Origin of the sequence: Flavimobilis rhizosphaerae (assembly GCF_014852685.1) — a bacterium.
GTDB classification, from domain to species: Bacteria; Actinomycetota; Actinomycetes; order Actinomycetales; family Cellulomonadaceae; genus Flavimobilis; species Flavimobilis rhizosphaerae.
This window is the reverse complement of record NZ_JACZDF010000004.1, coordinates 134,263-150,178: the sequence shown is the minus strand read 5'-3', so window position 1 is coordinate 150,178 and position 15,916 is coordinate 134,263. Positions and strand designations below refer to the sequence as shown.

General features: G+C 72.4%; 11 protein-coding genes. 3 read left to right on the top strand and 8 right to left on the bottom strand.

The features are described 5' to 3' along the window. Nucleotides 1–122: 122 nt before the first annotated feature. The 3 genes from IGS67_RS09225 to IGS67_RS09215 all read right to left on the bottom strand — a co-directional run bounded on the left by IGS67_RS09225 (nucleotide 123) and on the right by IGS67_RS09215 (nucleotide 2,572). The gene (locus IGS67_RS09225) at nucleotides 123–749 is read right to left on the bottom strand and encodes a regulatory protein RecX (protein WP_192279916.1); all 627 of its coding nucleotides are present in this window, start codon (nucleotides 747–749) and stop codon (nucleotides 123–125) included. Between the two features lie 278 nt (nucleotides 750–1,027). Beyond that, on the bottom strand, nucleotides 1,028–2,131 hold the full coding sequence (gene recA, locus IGS67_RS09220; RefSeq protein ID WP_192279914.1) for a recombinase RecA: 1,104 nt from the start codon (nucleotides 2,129–2,131) through the stop codon (nucleotides 1,028–1,030). A gap of 210 nt (nucleotides 2,132–2,341) precedes the next feature. After that, a complete protein-coding gene (locus IGS67_RS09215; RefSeq protein WP_192279912.1) occupies nucleotides 2,342–2,572 on the bottom strand; it encodes a DUF3046 domain-containing protein in 231 nt (76 codons plus the stop codon). 73 nt (nucleotides 2,573–2,645) lie between these two features. On the opposite strand from IGS67_RS09215, the gene IGS67_RS09210 reads away from it, so the two are divergent. Together IGS67_RS09210 and IGS67_RS09205 are read left to right on the top strand one after the other, a co-directional pair. Beyond that, a complete protein-coding gene (locus IGS67_RS09210) occupies nucleotides 2,646–7,529 on the top strand; it encodes an Lhr family helicase (RefSeq protein ID WP_192279910.1) in 4,884 nt (1,627 codons plus the stop codon). Between the two features lie 30 nt (nucleotides 7,530–7,559). Then, nucleotides 7,560–8,360 (top strand): DNA-formamidopyrimidine glycosylase family protein, encoded by an 801-nt coding sequence (locus tag IGS67_RS09205; RefSeq protein WP_192279908.1) that lies wholly within the window; start codon nucleotides 7,560–7,562, stop codon nucleotides 8,358–8,360. On the opposite strand, the gene IGS67_RS09200 is transcribed toward IGS67_RS09205, so the two are convergent. The 3 genes from IGS67_RS09200 to pgsA all read right to left on the bottom strand — a co-directional run bounded on the left by IGS67_RS09200 (nucleotide 8,344) and on the right by pgsA (nucleotide 9,939). Then, nucleotides 8,344–8,667, bottom strand: a complete 324-nt coding sequence (locus IGS67_RS09200; protein ID WP_102508961.1) for a helix-turn-helix domain-containing protein — start codon at nucleotides 8,665–8,667, stop codon at nucleotides 8,344–8,346. The genes IGS67_RS09205 and IGS67_RS09200 overlap by 17 nt on opposite strands. 202 nt (nucleotides 8,668–8,869) lie before the next feature. After that, nucleotides 8,870–9,349 carry a CinA family protein gene (locus tag IGS67_RS09195; RefSeq protein ID WP_192279906.1) on the bottom strand — a complete coding sequence of 160 codons (480 nt, stop codon included), beginning with the start codon at nucleotides 9,347–9,349 and terminating at the stop codon, nucleotides 8,870–8,872. Next, complete coding sequence (gene pgsA, locus IGS67_RS09190) at nucleotides 9,346–9,939, bottom strand: CDP-diacylglycerol--glycerol-3-phosphate 3-phosphatidyltransferase (protein WP_235978048.1); 594 nt, start codon at nucleotides 9,937–9,939, stop codon at nucleotides 9,346–9,348. Before pgsA ends, IGS67_RS09195 begins: the two co-directional genes overlap by 4 nt. Nucleotides 9,940–10,048: 109 nt before the next feature. On the opposite strand from pgsA, the gene IGS67_RS09185 reads away from it, so the two are divergent. Further along, nucleotides 10,049–11,305: a CapA family protein gene (locus IGS67_RS09185; protein WP_328742223.1), complete on the top strand. Its 1,257-nt coding sequence runs from the start codon at nucleotides 10,049–10,051 to the stop codon at nucleotides 11,303–11,305. 12 nt (nucleotides 11,306–11,317) lie between these two features. Here the strand turns inward: IGS67_RS09185 and IGS67_RS09180 are convergent, their stop codons facing one another. Together IGS67_RS09180 and IGS67_RS09175 are read right to left on the bottom strand one after the other, a co-directional pair. Then, nucleotides 11,318–14,095: an FtsK/SpoIIIE family DNA translocase gene (locus IGS67_RS09180; protein WP_192279904.1), complete on the bottom strand. Its 2,778-nt coding sequence runs from the start codon at nucleotides 14,093–14,095 to the stop codon at nucleotides 11,318–11,320. A 125-nt stretch (nucleotides 14,096–14,220) separates the two neighbouring features. Next, the gene (locus IGS67_RS09175) at nucleotides 14,221–15,906 is read right to left on the bottom strand and encodes a ribonuclease J (protein WP_192279902.1); all 1,686 of its coding nucleotides are present in this window, start codon (nucleotides 15,904–15,906) and stop codon (nucleotides 14,221–14,223) included. Nucleotides 15,907–15,916: the final 10 nt, after the last annotated feature.

The window sequence follows — 15,916 nt, the reverse complement described above, 5'->3', positions numbered from 1 at the left end:
CGCCCCTCCTCCACGGTGAACGTAGCGGAACGAGCCATCGTTCCACCTGCCGTACGTCCCGTGTCGCTCACGGTGCGACGCGGATCACGCACGACGATGACGACCGTGAGGACGACGAGGCCTCAGCCCTGCGCGTCGTGCACCGTGCTGCGCTCGTCCATCGCACCCTCGAGGCCCGCACGCGCAGCGTCGAGGCACAGCGACGGCGGGTAGCCCTTGCGGCCGAGGAACCCGACGAGCCGACGCAGCGCGACGTCCCGGTCGAGCGACACGAGGCGCCGGGCACGCACGCGTGCGAGGTCGTACGCGGAGCGCCGTTCGTCCTCGTCGTCGACCTGGGCGAGAGCGTCGTGCGCGACGTCGTCCGTGAAGCCCTTGCGGCGCAGCTCCGACGCGATGCGGCGTCGCGCCGCGCCGGTCTCCTGGGACCGGGATCGCACGATCGCCTGCGCGAGAGCGGCATCGTCGACGAGCCCGACCTCCTCGAAGCGGTCGAGCAGACGCTCGGCGACGTCCTCGGGCACGTCCCGCTTCGCCAGTCCGCTCGCGAGCTGCTGCCGCGACCGTGCAGCAGCCGTGAGCGAGCGCAGCAGGTACTCGCGCGCCGCGTCCTCGATCTCGAGGTCCGTCGCAGGACGCCGCGAACCGCCTCGCACAGATCCGGCGTCGAGACGGCCAGCAGGGCCGTCCGTACCCTCCGTCCCCTGCTCGTCAGCGTCGTCATGCTCGTCGTGCGGGGCGCGCCCCACAGCACCTTCGTCGTAGGCTGCTCCGCCGGTCCCGCCGTGCCAGCGTCCGGCGTCCCGCCGCTTCGTCCTGCCCTCAGGTGCCCGACGAGAGTCGCAGTCAGGCGTCGGGCCCAGCCCGTCCTCGCCGTCGCGCGACGGGGCCGACCCACCCGGCGGCACCGCGGCGATCGCTGCCCTCAGAGCATCGATCGTCGCGGTGTCCGCCCGGCGGGTCGGTGCGGCGGCTCGGGACTCGTGAGCCTGTCCGTCCACGGCCGCGTGCTGCATGGTGCTGCGGCTCAGAAGTCGACCTTCGCGGCCTTGGCACGGCTCTTCTTCGGAGCGGCCTCGGCAGCGGGGGCGGCAGCCTCCGTGCCCGCGGTTGCCTCGGCGGGAGCCTCGGACGGCGCACCGATGCCGAGCTTCTCCTTGATCCGGCGCTCGATCTCGGCGGCAAGTTCGGGGTTGTCCCGCAGGAAGCCGCGCGAGTTCTCCTTGCCCTGGCCGAGCTGGTCGCCCTCGTACGTGTACCACGAGCCGGACTTGCGGACGATGCCGTGCTCGACGCCGAGGTCGATGAGGCTGCCCTCGCGCGAGATGCCGACGCCGTAGAGGATGTCGAACTCCGCCTGCTTGAAGGGCGGGGCCATCTTGTTCTTGACGATCTTCACGCGGGTGCGGTTGCCGACCGCGTCGGTGCCCTCCTTGAGGGTCTCGATGCGGCGGATGTCCATCCGGACCGACGCGTAGAACTTCAGCGCCTTTCCGCCCGTCGTCGTCTCCGGCGAGCCGAAGAACACGCCAATCTTCTCGCGGAGCTGGTTGATGAAGATCGCGGTCGTGCCGGTCGAGGACAGTGCACCCGTGAGCTTGCGGAGCGCCTGCGACATGAGCCGGGCCTGAAGGCCCACGTGGCTGTCACCCATCTCGCCCTCGATCTCGGCCTTGGGCACGAGAGCGGCGACCGAGTCGACGACGATGATGTCGATCGCGCCCGAGCGGACGAGCATGTCCATGATCTCGAGGGCCTGCTCACCAGTGTCCGGCTGCGAGACGAGCAATGCGTCGGTGTCGACGCCGAGCTTCTTCGCGTACTCGGGGTCGAGGGCGTGCTCGGCGTCGATGAACGCGGCGATGCCGCCCTGCCGCTGCGCGTTGGCGACCGCGTGGAGCGCGACGGTCGTCTTACCGCTCGACTCCGGACCGTAGATCTCGACGATGCGCCCCCGCGGCAAGCCTCCGATGCCGAGCGCGACGTCGAGCGCGATCGAGCCCGTCGGGACGACCTCGACCGCGGGGCGGTCATCGTCGCCGAGGCGCATGATCGAGCCCTTGCCGAACTGGCGGTCGATCTGGCTGAGCGCTGCCTCGAGCGCCTTCTCGCGGTCCGCGGATGCTGCCATGGGTTCACCTCTGTCGTTCGGGGCGGCACGTGCCGCCGAAGAAGCTCTGCGATCTTGATGGGCCCGACACTAGGACGAGCCACGGACATTCACGCGTGATCGCTGCGAGGACGTGGACCGCCCGGCCGCCGTCGACCGTTGTGGACAACCCTACCGAACACCTGTTCGACCGTCGAGCCGGCAGGGACGGCGTGTCGCAGACATGCGGGATCAGCGCGGCGGAGCCTGCCGGTGAGGATCGCTCCCCCAGCGCTCGGCGTCCGGCACCTGCATCGCGTCGCACAACGCGTGCCACACCGCGCGCGGCTCGACGCCCTCCTCGATCGCGCGGGCGGCCGTCCGCCCGCCGAGCTGCTCGAGCACCTGGTCGCCCGCGATCGACCGGCCGTAGGCGCGACCGAAGACGTCGTCGACCAGATCCCAGAACTCGCGATACCTCACCGACACAGGGTGCCACGCCCGGACGGGTGCTCCCACGCACAGCCCACGCGCAGTGTCGGTGGCCCGCGCCACAATGGGAGACGTGACACCCACGCCACCGCCCGCCGAGCCCCTCGCGGGGTTCACCGCGCCCACACGCTCCTGGTTCACGGGGGCGTTCGTGGGGCCGACACGTGTCCAGACCGAGGCGTGGGCCGCGATCCGCGGCGGCTCGCACGCGCTCGTCATCGCACCCACGGGCTCGGGCAAGACGCTCGCAGCCTTCCTCTGGGCGATCGATCGCCTCCTCGCGCGGGACACCGCCGCCGAAGGCCCGCGCACCGACCGCATCCTCTACGTCTCGCCGCTCAAGGCTCTCGCCGCGGACGTCGAGCGCAACCTCGCGAGCCCGCTCACCGGCATCGGGAACGCGGCGGCCGCAGCGTCGCTCGTCCTGCCCCGGGTGACCGTCGGCACGCGGACCGGCGACACGCCCCCGGCGGAGCGACGTCGCCTCGCGGTGCACCCTCCGGACATCCTCATCACGACGCCCGAGTCGCTCTTCCTCATGCTCACCTCCGCGGCGCGCGAGGGCCTGCGCGAGATCGGCACCGTCATCGTCGACGAGATCCACGCGGTCGCCGGCACGAAGCGGGGCGCTCACCTCGCTCTCTCGCTCGAACGGCTCGACCTCCTGCTCGACACCCCCGCGCAGCGCATCGGGCTCTCGGCGACGGCCCGCCCCACGGACGCGGTCGCGGAGCTGCTCGTGGGCCACCGCACCGCCGCCGACGGCGGCAGGCCCGTCGTCGTCGTCGAACCTCCCGCACGGCGCCAGGTCGACCTCGACGTCGTCGTCCCGGTCGAGGACCTCACCGACATCGCGGCGACACCGCTGCCGGGGACGAGCCCGTCCGACGACGGCCCAGACCTCACGGGACCCGCTGCTGGGCCTCTCGCGCGTGCGTCGGTCTGGCCGCACGTCGAGGAACGCATCGTCGACCTCGCGACGACGAGCCGCTCGACGATCGTCTTCGCGAGCTCGCGCCGCAGCGCCGAGCGACTCACCTCACGCCTCAACGAGATCTGGGCCCGCCGCCAAGGCCTCGACGTGCCCGACCCGGGGGCGTCGCAGCCTGCTGCGGTCCCCGGGCAGGCCGGGACGTCGGCAGGTGCCGACGCAGTCTTCGCGCGCGCCCACCACGGCTCGATGTCCCGCGCCGAGCGCTCGTACACGGAAGGCGAGCTCAAGGCGGGCCGTCTGCCCGTCGTCGTCGCGACGAGCTCGCTCGAGCTTGGCATCGACATGGGCTCAGTCGACCTCGTCGTCCTCGTCGGGTCACCGCCGTCCGTCGCGTCGGGGTTGCAGCGCGTCGGGCGTGCGGGGCACGCCGTCGGCGTGCCGAGCCACGGCGTGCTCGTCCCGACGCACACGGGCGACCTCGTGCCCGCGACCGTGACCGCTGCACGGATGCGCACGGGAGAGCTCGAGCCGCTGCGGCTCGTCCGCAACCCGCTCGACGTCCTCGCGCAGCAGGTCGTCGCGATGGTCGCGATCGAGGACTGGCCAGTCGACGAGCTCGAGGCGACGGTGCGGCGTGCCGCGCCGTTCGCGCAGCTGCCCCGCTCGGCGCTGCGCGGCGTCCTCGACATGCTCACGGGCCGTTACCCGTCGGAGGCGTTCGGCGAGCTCCGCGCGCGGCTCACGTGGGACCGCGGCCGGGACGTGCTGCAGGCACGTCCCGGCGCGCAGCGGCTCGCCGTGACGAGCGGCGGCACGATTCCGGACCGCGGGCTCTTCGGCGTCTTCCTCGCGGCCTCATCACCCGGAGGGCCCGACGACGTCCGTGCCGACACCGCGCCGCGAGCGCGAGGCGGGAGACGTGTCGGCGAGCTCGACGAGGAGATGGTCTACGAGTCACGCGTCGGGGACACGATCACGCTCGGCTCGACGACGTGGCGCATCGACGAGATCACGCCCGACCGCGTCCTCGTGACGCCCGCCCCGGGGCTGCCCGGGCGCATGCCGTTCTGGAAGGGCGACTCGCCGGCACGGCCTGTCGAGCTCGGACGTGCCATCGGCGCGTGGACGCGCGAGACGGTCGGCCGCGTCCTCCCGGCGAGCGCCGCCAGGACCGAGGCAGCCCTCGCGCACCTCGCCGCGGAGGGGCTCGACCCGTGGGCGGCGGGCAACGTCGTCGCGCACCTCCGCGAGCAGCACGCGGCGACAGGGGTCGTTCCGGACGACCGGACGATCGTCGTCGAGCGGTTCCGGGACGAGATCGGCGACTGGCGCGTCGTGGTCCACAGCCCGTTCGGGTCGCGGGTCCACGCACCGTGGGCTCTCCTGCTCGGGGCGCGCCTGCGCGAGCGCTACGGCGTCGACGTCGCGGCCATGCACGCGGACGACGGCATCGTGCTGCGGCTGCCCGACATCGGCCTCGACGGCGTCGGCGCCGACGGCACGTGGACCGGGTTCCTGCCCGACGGAGCCGCGCCCGAGGTCGCCGACGAGCTCTTCACCGACCCGGCCGAGGTCACCGGGCAGGTGCGAGACGCGCTCGCCGGGTCGGCCCACTTCGCTGCGCGCTTCCGCGAGGCTGCGGCGCGCGCCCTCCTGCTCCCCCGGCGCTCCCCGGACCGGCGCCAGCCCCTGTGGCAGCAGCGGCAGCGTTCCGCCCAGCTGCTCGAGGTCGCTGCGGGCTTCCCCGAGTTCCCGATCGTCCACGAGGCAGCGCGCGAGTGCCTCCAGGACGACTTCGACGTTGCGGCGCTCACCTCGCTCATGGCCGACGTCGCCGCAGGTCGGGTCGACGTCGTCCACGTCGACACGACGCAGCCCTCGCCGTTCGCCCGGTCGCTGCTCCTCGGCTACACGGCGCAGAACCTCTACGGTGCGGACGCCCCGCTCGCCGAGCAGCGCGCGGCGACGCTCGCGCTCGACCCGACACTCCTCGACGAGCTTCTCGGCAGCTCGTCGGGCGCCCAGCTCGCCGACCTCCTCGACCCGACGGCCGTCGAGCAGGTCGCGGCCGAGCTCGACGGTCTCGCCCCGGACCGCAGGGCACGCAGCCACGACGGGCTGCTCGACCTGCTCCGGCGGCGCGGACCGTCGTCGTTCGACGAGCTCGCCGCACGAGCAGAGGAGGGCGCGGACGTCTCCGGATGGCTCGCGCGGCTCGAGGCCTCCCGCCAGGTCGTCGCCGTGCGTCTGCCGGGTCTGCGGTCCGAGTCCTCTCCCGAGGCTGCCGAGCGGTGGCTCGCCGTCGACGACGCCTCCCGGGTGCGGGACGCGCTCGGCGCCGCGCTCCCCGTCGGGCTGCCCGACGTTCTCCTCGCTCCTGTCGACGATCCGCTCGGCGACCTCGTGCGACGGCACGCGCGCACGCACGTGCCGTTCCCGGCCGACGACGTGGCCCTGCGGTTCGGACTTCCGACAGCCGTCGTCCGCGAGGTCCTCGACCGGCTCGTCGCCGCGGGCGAGCTCGTGCGCGGACGCATGCTGCCCGCCGTGCTCGGTGGTGCGGGTGACGAGTATGCGGACCGCGACGTCGTGCGTCGTCTGCGCCGACGTTCGCTCGCGCTGCTGCGTGCCGAGGTCGAACCTGCGCCGCCGGCAGCTCTCGGTCTCTTCCTTCCCAGGTGGCAGCGTGTCGGCGAGCTGCGCGGCCGTGCCGGCTTGCTGCGCGCGATCGAGCAGCTCGCCGGGGTGCCCGTCCCGGCATCGGACCTCGAGTCGAGGATCCTGCCGAGCCGCGTCGTCGACTATTCCCCCGCGCTCCTCGACGCGCTCACGACGAGCGGTGAGGTGCTGTGGGCCGGACACGGCTCGCTCGCAGCACCTGGCAGGGGCTCCGGGGACGGCACCGTGAGCCTTCATCTCGCCGAGACCGCGCCGCTCACGCTTCCCGAGCCGCCGGACGTGGCGGGCGGGCCGGCTGCGCTCCCGTACGTCCTCGCCGCGCTCGAGGGTTCCGGCGCACACTTCGTCGACCGCGTCGTCGAGCGCGCCCGCGCGGCCGCCGAGGCCGCGGACGACGTCGCGGCGCTCGGCGACGACCCCGCCGAAATCGTGCGGGAGTCGCTGTGGCACCTCGTGTGGGCCGGCCGCGCGACGAACGACTCCTTCGGCCCGCTGCGCGCGCTCCTCGGGTCCTCACCCCGCGCGCCGCGCCCTCAGGCGCGTCCCGTCCACCGTCCTCGCGGACGTTTCGGTCTTGCGGCGCTCGTGCGGACCGCCGCGCCCGAGGCTCTTCACGGCGGTGGCAGGTGGTCTCTGCTGCCGGGGACAGAGCCCGACCCGACCGTGCGCGCGCACGCGCTCGCGATGGTGCTCCTCGACCGGCACGGGATCGTCACGCGCGCCGTCGCCCCCGCCGAGCAGGTCGTCGGCCGCTACCCCGACGTCTACAAGGTGCTCACCGCGCTCGAGGCCGCGGGTCAGGTCCGCCGGGGGTACTTCGTCGAGCATCTGGGTGGTTCGCAGTTCGCCGTACCTGGTGCGGTCGACGTGCTGCGGGACGACGCGCGTGCGGTCGAGCGGAACCTGCAGCCCGCTGCGCCGCAGGTCGCCGCGGCCGGCCGCCGCGCCGACGATGCGCTCGTCCTCGCGGCCTGCGACCCGGCGAACCCGTACGGCGCCGCCCTCGCGTGGCCTGCGGGCGTCGCCGAGGTGCGGCACCGGCCCGGGCGCAAGGCGGGTTCCGTCGTCGTCCTCGTCGACGGGTATCTCGTCCTCTACGTCGAGCGTGGCGGCCGCACGCTCCTGTCGTTCACCGAGGATCCGGGGCTGCTCGCTCGCGGGGCGCATGCGCTCGCGGATGCCGCCGCGGCGGGGGCGCTCGGCAGGTCGACGGTGCGGCACGTCGACGGCATCGAGGTGTTCGGGCTCGGCGGGCCGGTCGTCGAGGCGCTCACCGCGGCAGGTTTCGCGCTGACTCCGCGCGGGCTGCGCGTGAGGTCCGGGGCCAGGTCGTGACCGCCGCAGACCGCTGCGGAGGAGCGTGCGATGCCCGAGGGTGATGTCCTGCGGCTCACGGCTGCCCGCCTCGACGCCGCGCTGCGCGGTGCGGTCCTCGTGCGGGCCGAGCTCCGGTGGGGTGGGCTCGGCGACATCGACCTCACCGGTCGGGAGGTCGCGGAGGTCGTCGCGTACGGCAAGAACCTCCTCGTAAGGACGACGGACGGCTGGACGGTCCACGCGCACCTGCGGATGGAGGGCCGCTGGTACGTCGCCCGCACCGGCTCGCCCGAGGCCGAGGGCCGCGCACCCCGCGTGAGGGCCGTGCTCGCATCGGCGCGGTGGACGGCGCTCGGCGAGAACCTCGGCATGCTCAACGTCGTCCGGTCGCGTGACGAGCGTCGGTTGCTCGGTCACCTCGGTCCTGACGTCCTTGCGGACGCCCTCGACGTCCGCGCGGCGGCTCTGCGGCTGCGGGACGCGGGAGACGGGCCGGGCGTGAGCGTCTCCGAGGCCCTCCTCGACCAGCGGCGGGTCGCGGGGATCGGCACCATCTACGCCGCGGAGTCGCTCTTCGCGCGGCGCACGGACCCGTGGCGGACGGTCGGCACGCTCGACGCTGACGAGCTCGCGGCGCTCCTCCTCACGGCGCGCCGCGACATGACGGTCGCCGTCATGCACGGTCTCGAGGCGCGCGAGTCACGGGTGCACGGACGCCTCGGGCGGCCGTGCGTGCGCTGCCGCACCGCGATCGCGGTGCGGCAGGCCCGCAGGCCGCCCGAGGAACGTCCGATCTTCTTCTGCCCACGGTGCCAGGCACCGCAGCCAGGTGTCAGCCGATCGGTGTGAGCTCGCGCCGTGCCGGAACCCGGACGACGGCGCTCGCGAAGTCGTCCGGGACCGTGTCCGGGACGAACAAACCTTCGGCGACCGCAACCCGGTCGCTCACCTCACGGAGCACGGTCGACAGCGGGACGTCGAGCGCCTCGCAGATCGACCCGAGCAGCTCCGAGGAGGCTTCCTTCTGACCACGCTCGACCTCGCTGAGGTAGCCGAGCGACACACGTGCTGCGGACGACACTTCGCGCAGGGTTCGGCCCTGCCGCTGGCGCGCGTCACGCAGGACATCACCGATCTCTCGTCGCAGGACGATCATCTGGCGCCCCCTCTCCGTCGTTCCACTCCGCTGCGTCACGGTCTGGTGAGGATACAACGAGCCACGGACAGGCTCGCGCCGTCGGGCGGTCCCGCGTGCTGCGCGAGACGTTCCCCCCGTGGCCGACGGTCCCGGACGTGTCGATGTCTCCATGCCTTGTCCAACTGTTCCGGGGCCTCAGGTGTTCCCGGTCGGCGTCGACTCACCCGGTGACGATCTCGTGAAGGAGCTCGAGCGCCGCGAGCGCGGCACGCTCCCGGATCTCCGCGCGGTCTCCGGGCAGGTCGAGCTGGCGCGTCCGGACGACGTCGTCGCGGCTCGCTGCGACGTGGACGCGGCCCGCAGGCTTCCCGTCCTGCGGGCCAGGACCCGCGACGCCGGTGGTCGCGACACCGCAGCGCGCGCTGAGGAGCCGGGCGACACCGAGCGCCATCTGCCCGGCGACGTCGGCGTCGACAGGTCCTCGCTCGGCGAGCAGCGCCGCGTCGACGCCGAGCACCGTCGACTTGACGTCCGTCGCGTACGCGACGACGGCGCCGAGCACGACGTCCGAGGCGCCGGGCGGGCCGACGAGCGCGCTGCTGAGCATCCCGCCCGTGAGCGACTCGGCGACAGCGACGGTGAGCCCCCGCTCGCGTGCCACGGCGAGGAGCGCGTCGGCGGCGGCAGCGAGCATCGTCATGCGTGGCCCTCGCGCACGACGGGGTTGCGCAGCGTCCGCACGGCGTAGTCGAGGCCCGTGACGAGCGTGACGACGACCGCGAGCCCCATGACGGCGTAGCCGGCGGTGTGGACGAGCTCGGGAAGGACGCCGCGCGGCAAGAGGAGTATCGAGAGCGCGACCGACTGGAGGACGGTCTTGAGCTTGCCGCCGCGCGACGCAGCGAGAACGAAGCGATCCATGACGAGCAGCCTCATGGCGGTGATCCCGAGCTCCCGCACGAGGATGATGATCGTCACCCACCACCACAGCTCACCGAGGAGCGAGAGGCCGACGAGCGCAGTACCGATGAGCGCCTTGTCGGCGATCGGATCGAGGAGCTTGCCGAGGTCGGTGACGAGGTCCCTGCTCCGCGCGAGATGCCCGTCGACCTTGTCGGTCGCGGCCGCGACGACGAAGAGGACCGTCGCGACCCAGCGCCAGGGAGCTGAGTCACCGCCGTCGACGAGCAGCGCCCAGGCGACGAACGGAACCATGAGGATGCGGGCCGCCGTCACCGCGTTCGCGATGTTCCACTGCGTCCGCCACATGCTCCCGGAGTTCTGCGTCATCCTCACAGGATAGGCGCTGGCACCCAGCATGACGGGCGGTAGTCTCCCCTGTGTGATGCGCCATGCCCAGAACCGTTCTGCTCATGCTGCAGGCCCCCGACGGTGGGCCGTGGTCGCGGCGTCGGTCGCGGTCATCGTCGCCAGCGGGACGGCCGCGGCGGTCGTCTTCCCCGACCTCCTCGGCGGGCGACCGGACGGCCCGTCGTCCGTTCCGACTGCCCCAGTCGCGTCGCCGGCACCTCAGCCCACGACCCCGCCTGCCGAGCCCACACCGACGCCGACGCCCGACGTCGATCTCACGATCCTCGCGGCGGGTGACGTCCTGCCGCACACGCCCGTGATGCGATCGGCCCGTACGGGCGACGGCTACGACTTCCGCCCCCTGCTCGCCGGGCTCGACAGCTGGGTGCAGGGCGCAGACCTCGCCCTGTGCCACATGGAGGTCCCGGTCGCGCCGGAGGGCCGTCCGGTGTCGGGCTACCCCATGTTCGGCACGACGCCCGCGCTCGTCCGTGACCTCGCGGCGCAGGGATGGGACGGGTGCTCGACCGCGTCGAACCACTCGGTCGACAAGGGATTCGCCGGGCTCGCGCGCACGCTCGACGTCTTCGACGCCGAGGGTCTCGGCCACGTGGGCACCGCGCGTTCCGCGGAGGAGTCGTCGCAGGCGCAGCGTTACACGCTCGACTCGCAGGGACGCACGACGGTCGTCGCGCACCTCTCAGGCACGTACGGGACGAACGGCATGCCCGTCGACGCCGACAAGCCGTGGTCGGTGACGATGCTCGACGCGGACACGATGATCGCGGCGGCGAAGGCTGAGCGCGAGCGCGGCGCCGACGTCGTCCTCGTGTCGATGCATGCGGGGAACGAGTACGTCACCGCGCCCAACGACGAGCAGCGGGCGTTCGCCGCGGCGCTCGCGCGCTCGGGCGAGGTCGATCTGCTCATCGGTCACCACGCGCACGTCCCGCAGCCGTTCGAGCATCTCGACGGCGGCCCCGGCGACTCCGGCATGTGGGTCGGTTACGGCCTCGGCAACATGATCTCGAACCAGGATTCGGACTGCTGCATCGCCGAGACGTCGAACGGGCTGCTCATGCTCGCGAACGTCCGCCATGCGGCGGACGGCCCAGCCCGCGTCACGGGTGTCGAGTGGGTCGGCATCACGGTCGACCGCCTCGACGGTCACCGGCTCCACGCGTTCGCGGATCTCGACGGCTCGAAGGCCGGAAGGCTCTCCGCCGGTGCGCTCACGGCGCGTGAGAAGCACGTGCGCGACGCCGTCGACGGGTCGGCGCCCGAGCGGCGCGAGCCGACGGTGTCGACCGCGACGGTGACGGTCGAGGAACGCTCCGAGCGGTGATCCTGGTGCCGTTCAGCGGCCGGTGAGCGACCAGGCGTCCTCGGACCCGTCCTCGTCGTCCCCGTCGCCGTAGTCGTGCGCGACGGGCGGTAGCCCGGAGTCGACGCCGTCGGCGTACCTGTCGTCGGGAGCCTCCTGGTCGAACGCGGGCTCCGAGGCCGAGGGCGCGTCCTCGCCACGGAGCATCGCGAGCGCCGCAGGCAGCCCCTCGGGCTGCACGAGGACGTCGCGGGCTTTGGACCCCTCGGACGGGCCGACGATCTCGCGCGACTCGAGCAGATCCATGAGTCGGCCAGCCTTGGCGAACCCGACACGGAGCTTGCGCTGGAGCATCGACGTCGAGCCGAACTGTGACGTGATGACGAGCTCGGCCGCCTGGAGCAGGACGTCGAGGTCGTCACCGATGTCGTCGTCGATCTGCTTCTTCGCAGCCGTCACCGTGACGTCCTCGCGGTAGACGGGCTTGAGCTGCTCCTTGACGTGCGCGACGACCGCCGCGATCTCCTTCTCCTCGACCCAGGCGCCCTGGACGCGCGCCGGCTTCGCCTCCCCCATCGGCATGAAGAGGGCGTCACCCTGGCCGATGAGCTTCTCGGCGCCCGGCTGGTCGAGGACGACGCGCGAGTCGGTGAGCGAGCTCGTCGCGAATGCGAGGCGCGAGGGGACGTTGGCCTTGATGAGGCCCGTGACGACGTCGACGGACGGGCGCTGCGTCGCGAGCACGAGGTGAATGCCGGCCGCACGGGCGAGCTGCGTGATGCGCTGGATCGACGCCTCGACGTCGCGCGGGGCGACCATCATGAGGTCCGCGAGCTCGTCGACGACGACGAGGAGGTACGGGTACGGGGCGATCTTGCGCTCGGAGCCGGGCAGAGGCTGGACCCTGCCCGCACGGACCGCCGCGTTGAAGTCGTCGATGTGCTTGTAGCCGAACATCGCGAGATCGTCGTACCGCGCGTCCATCTCCCGCACGACCCACTCGAGGGCCTCGGCCGCCTTCTTGGGGCTCGTGATGATGGGCGTGATGAGGTGCGGGATGCCCTCGTAGATCGTCAGCTCGACGCGCTTCGGGTCGACGAGCACCATGCGCACCTGGTCAGGGGTCGCGCGCATGAGCAGCGACACGATCATCGAGTTGACGAAGCTCGACTTGCCCGCACCCGTCGCGCCGGCGACGAGGATGTGCGGCATCTTCGCAAGGTTCGCGACGACGTACCCGCCCTCGACGTCCTTGCCGATGCCGATGATCATGGGGTGCTCGCTGCGGCGCGCGACCGACGAGCGCAGGACGTCGCCGAGGACGACGGTCTCGCGGTCCGCGTTGGGGATCTCGATGCCGATCGCGGACTTGCCGGGGATCGGCGAGAGAATGCGGACGTCGGCGCTCGCGACGGCGTACGCGATGTTCTTCGAGAGGTTGGTGATCTTCTCGACCTTCGTGCCGAGGCCGAGCTCGACCTCGTAGCGCGTCACGGTCGGGCCGCGCGAGAAGCCGGTGACCTTCGCGTCGATGCCGAACTGCTCGAAGACGTTCGAGAGCGACTCGACGACGCGGTCGTTCGCGGCGGACCGCACCTTGTGCGGCGGGCCGGTGAGGAGCGTCTCCTCGCTGGGAAGGACGTAGACGATGTCGCCGCCGAGCATGGGCTGCTCGCCGTGCGGGACGGCGGCCGTCGGGGGCGCGGCGGGCTCGGGAGCGGGTTCGGCGGCGGGCACCGTCGCCGGGACCGTCGGCGCGGTGGGCGCTGTCGGAGCGGTCGCGGCCGGTGCGTCGTCGGCCGCGTCGTGCCCGAGCAGCGCGGTCACGTCGGTCGCCCCCGGCTCGACCTCGCGCATCGCGGCGGAGTCGAACGGACGGACGCCCTCGCCGCCCTCCGCGAGCGTGGTCGTCGGCGTCGCGTCGGCGTCGTCGTCCCTGCGGCGGCCGAAGCGCCTGCGACGCGGCGCAGCCTCGGTCGGATCGGTGCCGTCGTGACGCGAGACACCCTCGGCGAGCTCGAGCGGGCTCGCGTCGCCGGTGTCCTCGTCCGTGGCCGGAGCGTGCCCGAAGAGCTGCCGCAGGCGCGGGACGATCTGGTTGATGGGCGTCGCGGTGAGGACGAGGACCCCGAAGAACGCGAGGAGCACGAGCACCGGCACCGCGATCCACGCGCTGAAGGCGGCGACGAGCGAGTTGCCGGCCGCGTAGCCAAGGATGCCACCGGCCTCCTGGAGCCCGACCCAGCCGTCCTTCGGTGAGGGACGGCCCGACGAGATCGCGACGATGCCGCACACGGCGACGAGGATCGCGGTGATACCGATGGCCTTGCGGCTCGTCTCGGCACCCTCCTGCGGAGCGCGCATGAAGCGCACTGCGAGCCAGCCGAGGAGGACGGGAAGCACCACGCCGACGACGCCGAGGAGCCCGGCGACCCCGAGGTGCACCCACTCCATGACGAAGCCCTCGAGCCCGAACCACTCGCGGCCCGCGACGATGATGGTGAGGGCGAGCAGGAGCAGCGCGACGCCGTCCCGGCGGTGCGCCGGGTCGAGGTCGCGCGCGCCGCGGCCGACGCTGCGGAAGCCGCCGCCGACGAGGTGCGCGGTGCCCATCCAGGCGCCCTTCGCCATGCGCAGCGGGAGCGCGGGCTGCGTCGGCTCGGGCTGCGGCGCGCGCCGACCCGACGTCGAGCCCTTGGACGACGAGCTACCCGAACGTGCGCCGCCCGAGCCGCGCGACGACGCACCGGCGCTGCGCGCCGTCGTCGTGCCGCGCTTCGCGGAAGGTGCTGAGGAGCCACGTGTCGCCATGGTTCCGAACCTACCAACGACCGCCGACACACCCCGGCAGCGGCGCGGCGCGAGAACGTCACATGGTCCGACGACGACACCCCGGGACCCTCACAGGGTCCCGGGGTGTCAGAGCGATGCAGAGGTCAGGCCTCGACGACGACCGGGACGATCATCGGACGACGACGCAGGCGGTTCGAGACGAACCGGCCGACGACACGCCGCATGACCTGCTGCAGCTGGTGCGTGTCGACGTTGCCGCCCGCCGCCGCCTCCTCGAGGGAGTCCGAAAGCTGCGGGAGGATCCCGTCGAACACGGCCTCGTCCTCGGCGAAGCCGCGCGCGTGGATCTCGGGTCCCGCGACGATCTTGCCGGTCGAGGAGTCGATGACCGCGAAGATCGAGATGAAGCCCTCCTCGCCAAGGATCCGACGGTCCTTGAGCTCGGCGTCCGTGAGCTCGCCGACGCTCGAGCCGTCGACGTACACGTAGCCGCACGGGACGGCACCGACGATCGACGCCTTGCCGTCGACGAGGTCGATGACAAAACCGTCCTCTGCGAGGACGACGCGCTCGGGCGGAACACCCGTGCGGACCGCGAGCGCGCCGTTCGCGACGAGGTGACGCACCTCGCCGTGGATCGGCATGACGTTGCGCGGGCGCAGGATGTTGTAGCAGTAGATGAGCTCGCCCGCGCTCGCGTGGCCCGAGACGTGCACCTTGGCGTTGCCCGAGTGGACGACGCGCGCGCCGAGACGGGTGAGGCCGTTGATGACGCGGAACACCGACGACTCGTTGCCCGGGATGAGCGACGACGCGAGGATCACCGTGTCGCCCGGGCCGACCGACACCTTGTGGTCGCGGTTGGCGATGCGGCTGAGCGCAGCCATCGGCTCGCCCTGCGAGCCCGTGCACATGAGGACGACCTGGTCGTCCGGGAGCGCGTCGATCTTCTTGAGGTCGACGAGCAGCCCGTCGGGCACGTGGAGGTAGCCGAGCTCGGACGCGATCCCCATGTTGCGGACCATGGAGCGACCGACGAACGCCACCTTGCGCCCGTGCGAGTGCGCTGCGTTGAGGACCTGCTGGACGCGGTGGACGTGCGACGCGAACGAGGCGACGACGATCCGGCCGTCGCACTGGTCGAAGACGCCCTCGAGAACCGGACCGATCTCCTGCTCGCCCGTGACGAACCCGGGGACCTCGGCGTTCGTCGAGTCGACCATGAAGAGGTCGACACCCTTCTCGCCGAGGCGGGCGAACGCGCGCAGGTCGGTGATGCGGCCGTCGAGCGGCAGCTGGTCCATCTTGAAGTCGCCCGTGTTGAGCACGGTGCCGGCGGGGGTCGTCACGGCGACGGCGAGTGCGTCAGGGATCGAGTGGTTGACCGCGATGAACTCGCACTCAAACGCACCGAAGGACTCCGTCCGGCCCTCCTTGACCGCGAAGGTCACGGGCGTGATCCGGTGCTCCTTGAGCTTGGCCTCGATGAACGCGAGCGTGAGCTGCGACCCGACGACGGGGATGTCGCGGCGCATGCGCAGGAGGTACGGCACGCCACCGATGTGGTCCTCGTGCCCGTGCGTGAGGATGATCGCCTCGATGTCGTCGAGGCGGTCGGCGATGTACTCGAAGTCGGGGAGGATGAGGTCGACGCCCGGCTGGTGGTCCTCAGGGAAGAGGACGCCGCAGTCGATGACGAGGAGCCTGCCGTCGAACTCGAGGACGGACATGTTGCGTCCGACCTCGCCGAGCCCGCCGAGCGGGACGACCCGCAGGCCACCGGCGGGGAGCGGCGGCGGCGCGGGAAGCTCGGGGTGGGCGTTGCTCATGTGGGGTGCC

Excerpts from the sequence above, each read along its gene's own strand:
- recA (WP_192279914.1), bottom strand. The coding sequence starts at position 2,131 with ATGGCAGCATCCGCGGACCGCGAGAAGGCGCTCGAGGCAGCGCTCAGC.
- pgsA (WP_235978048.1), bottom strand. The coding sequence starts at position 9,939 with ATGACGCAGAACTCCGGGAGCATGTGGCGGACGCAGTGGAACATCGCG.
- IGS67_RS09175 (WP_192279902.1), bottom strand. The coding sequence starts at position 15,906 with ATGAGCAACGCCCACCCCGAGCTTCCCGCGCCGCCGCCGCTCCCCGCC.
- IGS67_RS09205 (WP_192279908.1), top strand. The coding sequence starts at position 7,560 with ATGCCCGAGGGTGATGTCCTGCGGCTCACGGCTGCCCGCCTCGACGCC.
- IGS67_RS09200 (WP_102508961.1), bottom strand. The coding sequence starts at position 8,667 with ATGATCGTCCTGCGACGAGAGATCGGTGATGTCCTGCGTGACGCGCGC.
- IGS67_RS09195 (WP_192279906.1), bottom strand. The coding sequence starts at position 9,349 with ATGACGATGCTCGCTGCCGCCGCCGACGCGCTCCTCGCCGTGGCACGC.
- IGS67_RS09210 (WP_192279910.1), top strand. The coding sequence starts at position 2,646 with ATGGGAGACGTGACACCCACGCCACCGCCCGCCGAGCCCCTCGCGGGG.
- IGS67_RS09180 (WP_192279904.1), bottom strand. The coding sequence starts at position 14,095 with ATGGCGACACGTGGCTCCTCAGCACCTTCCGCGAAGCGCGGCACGACG.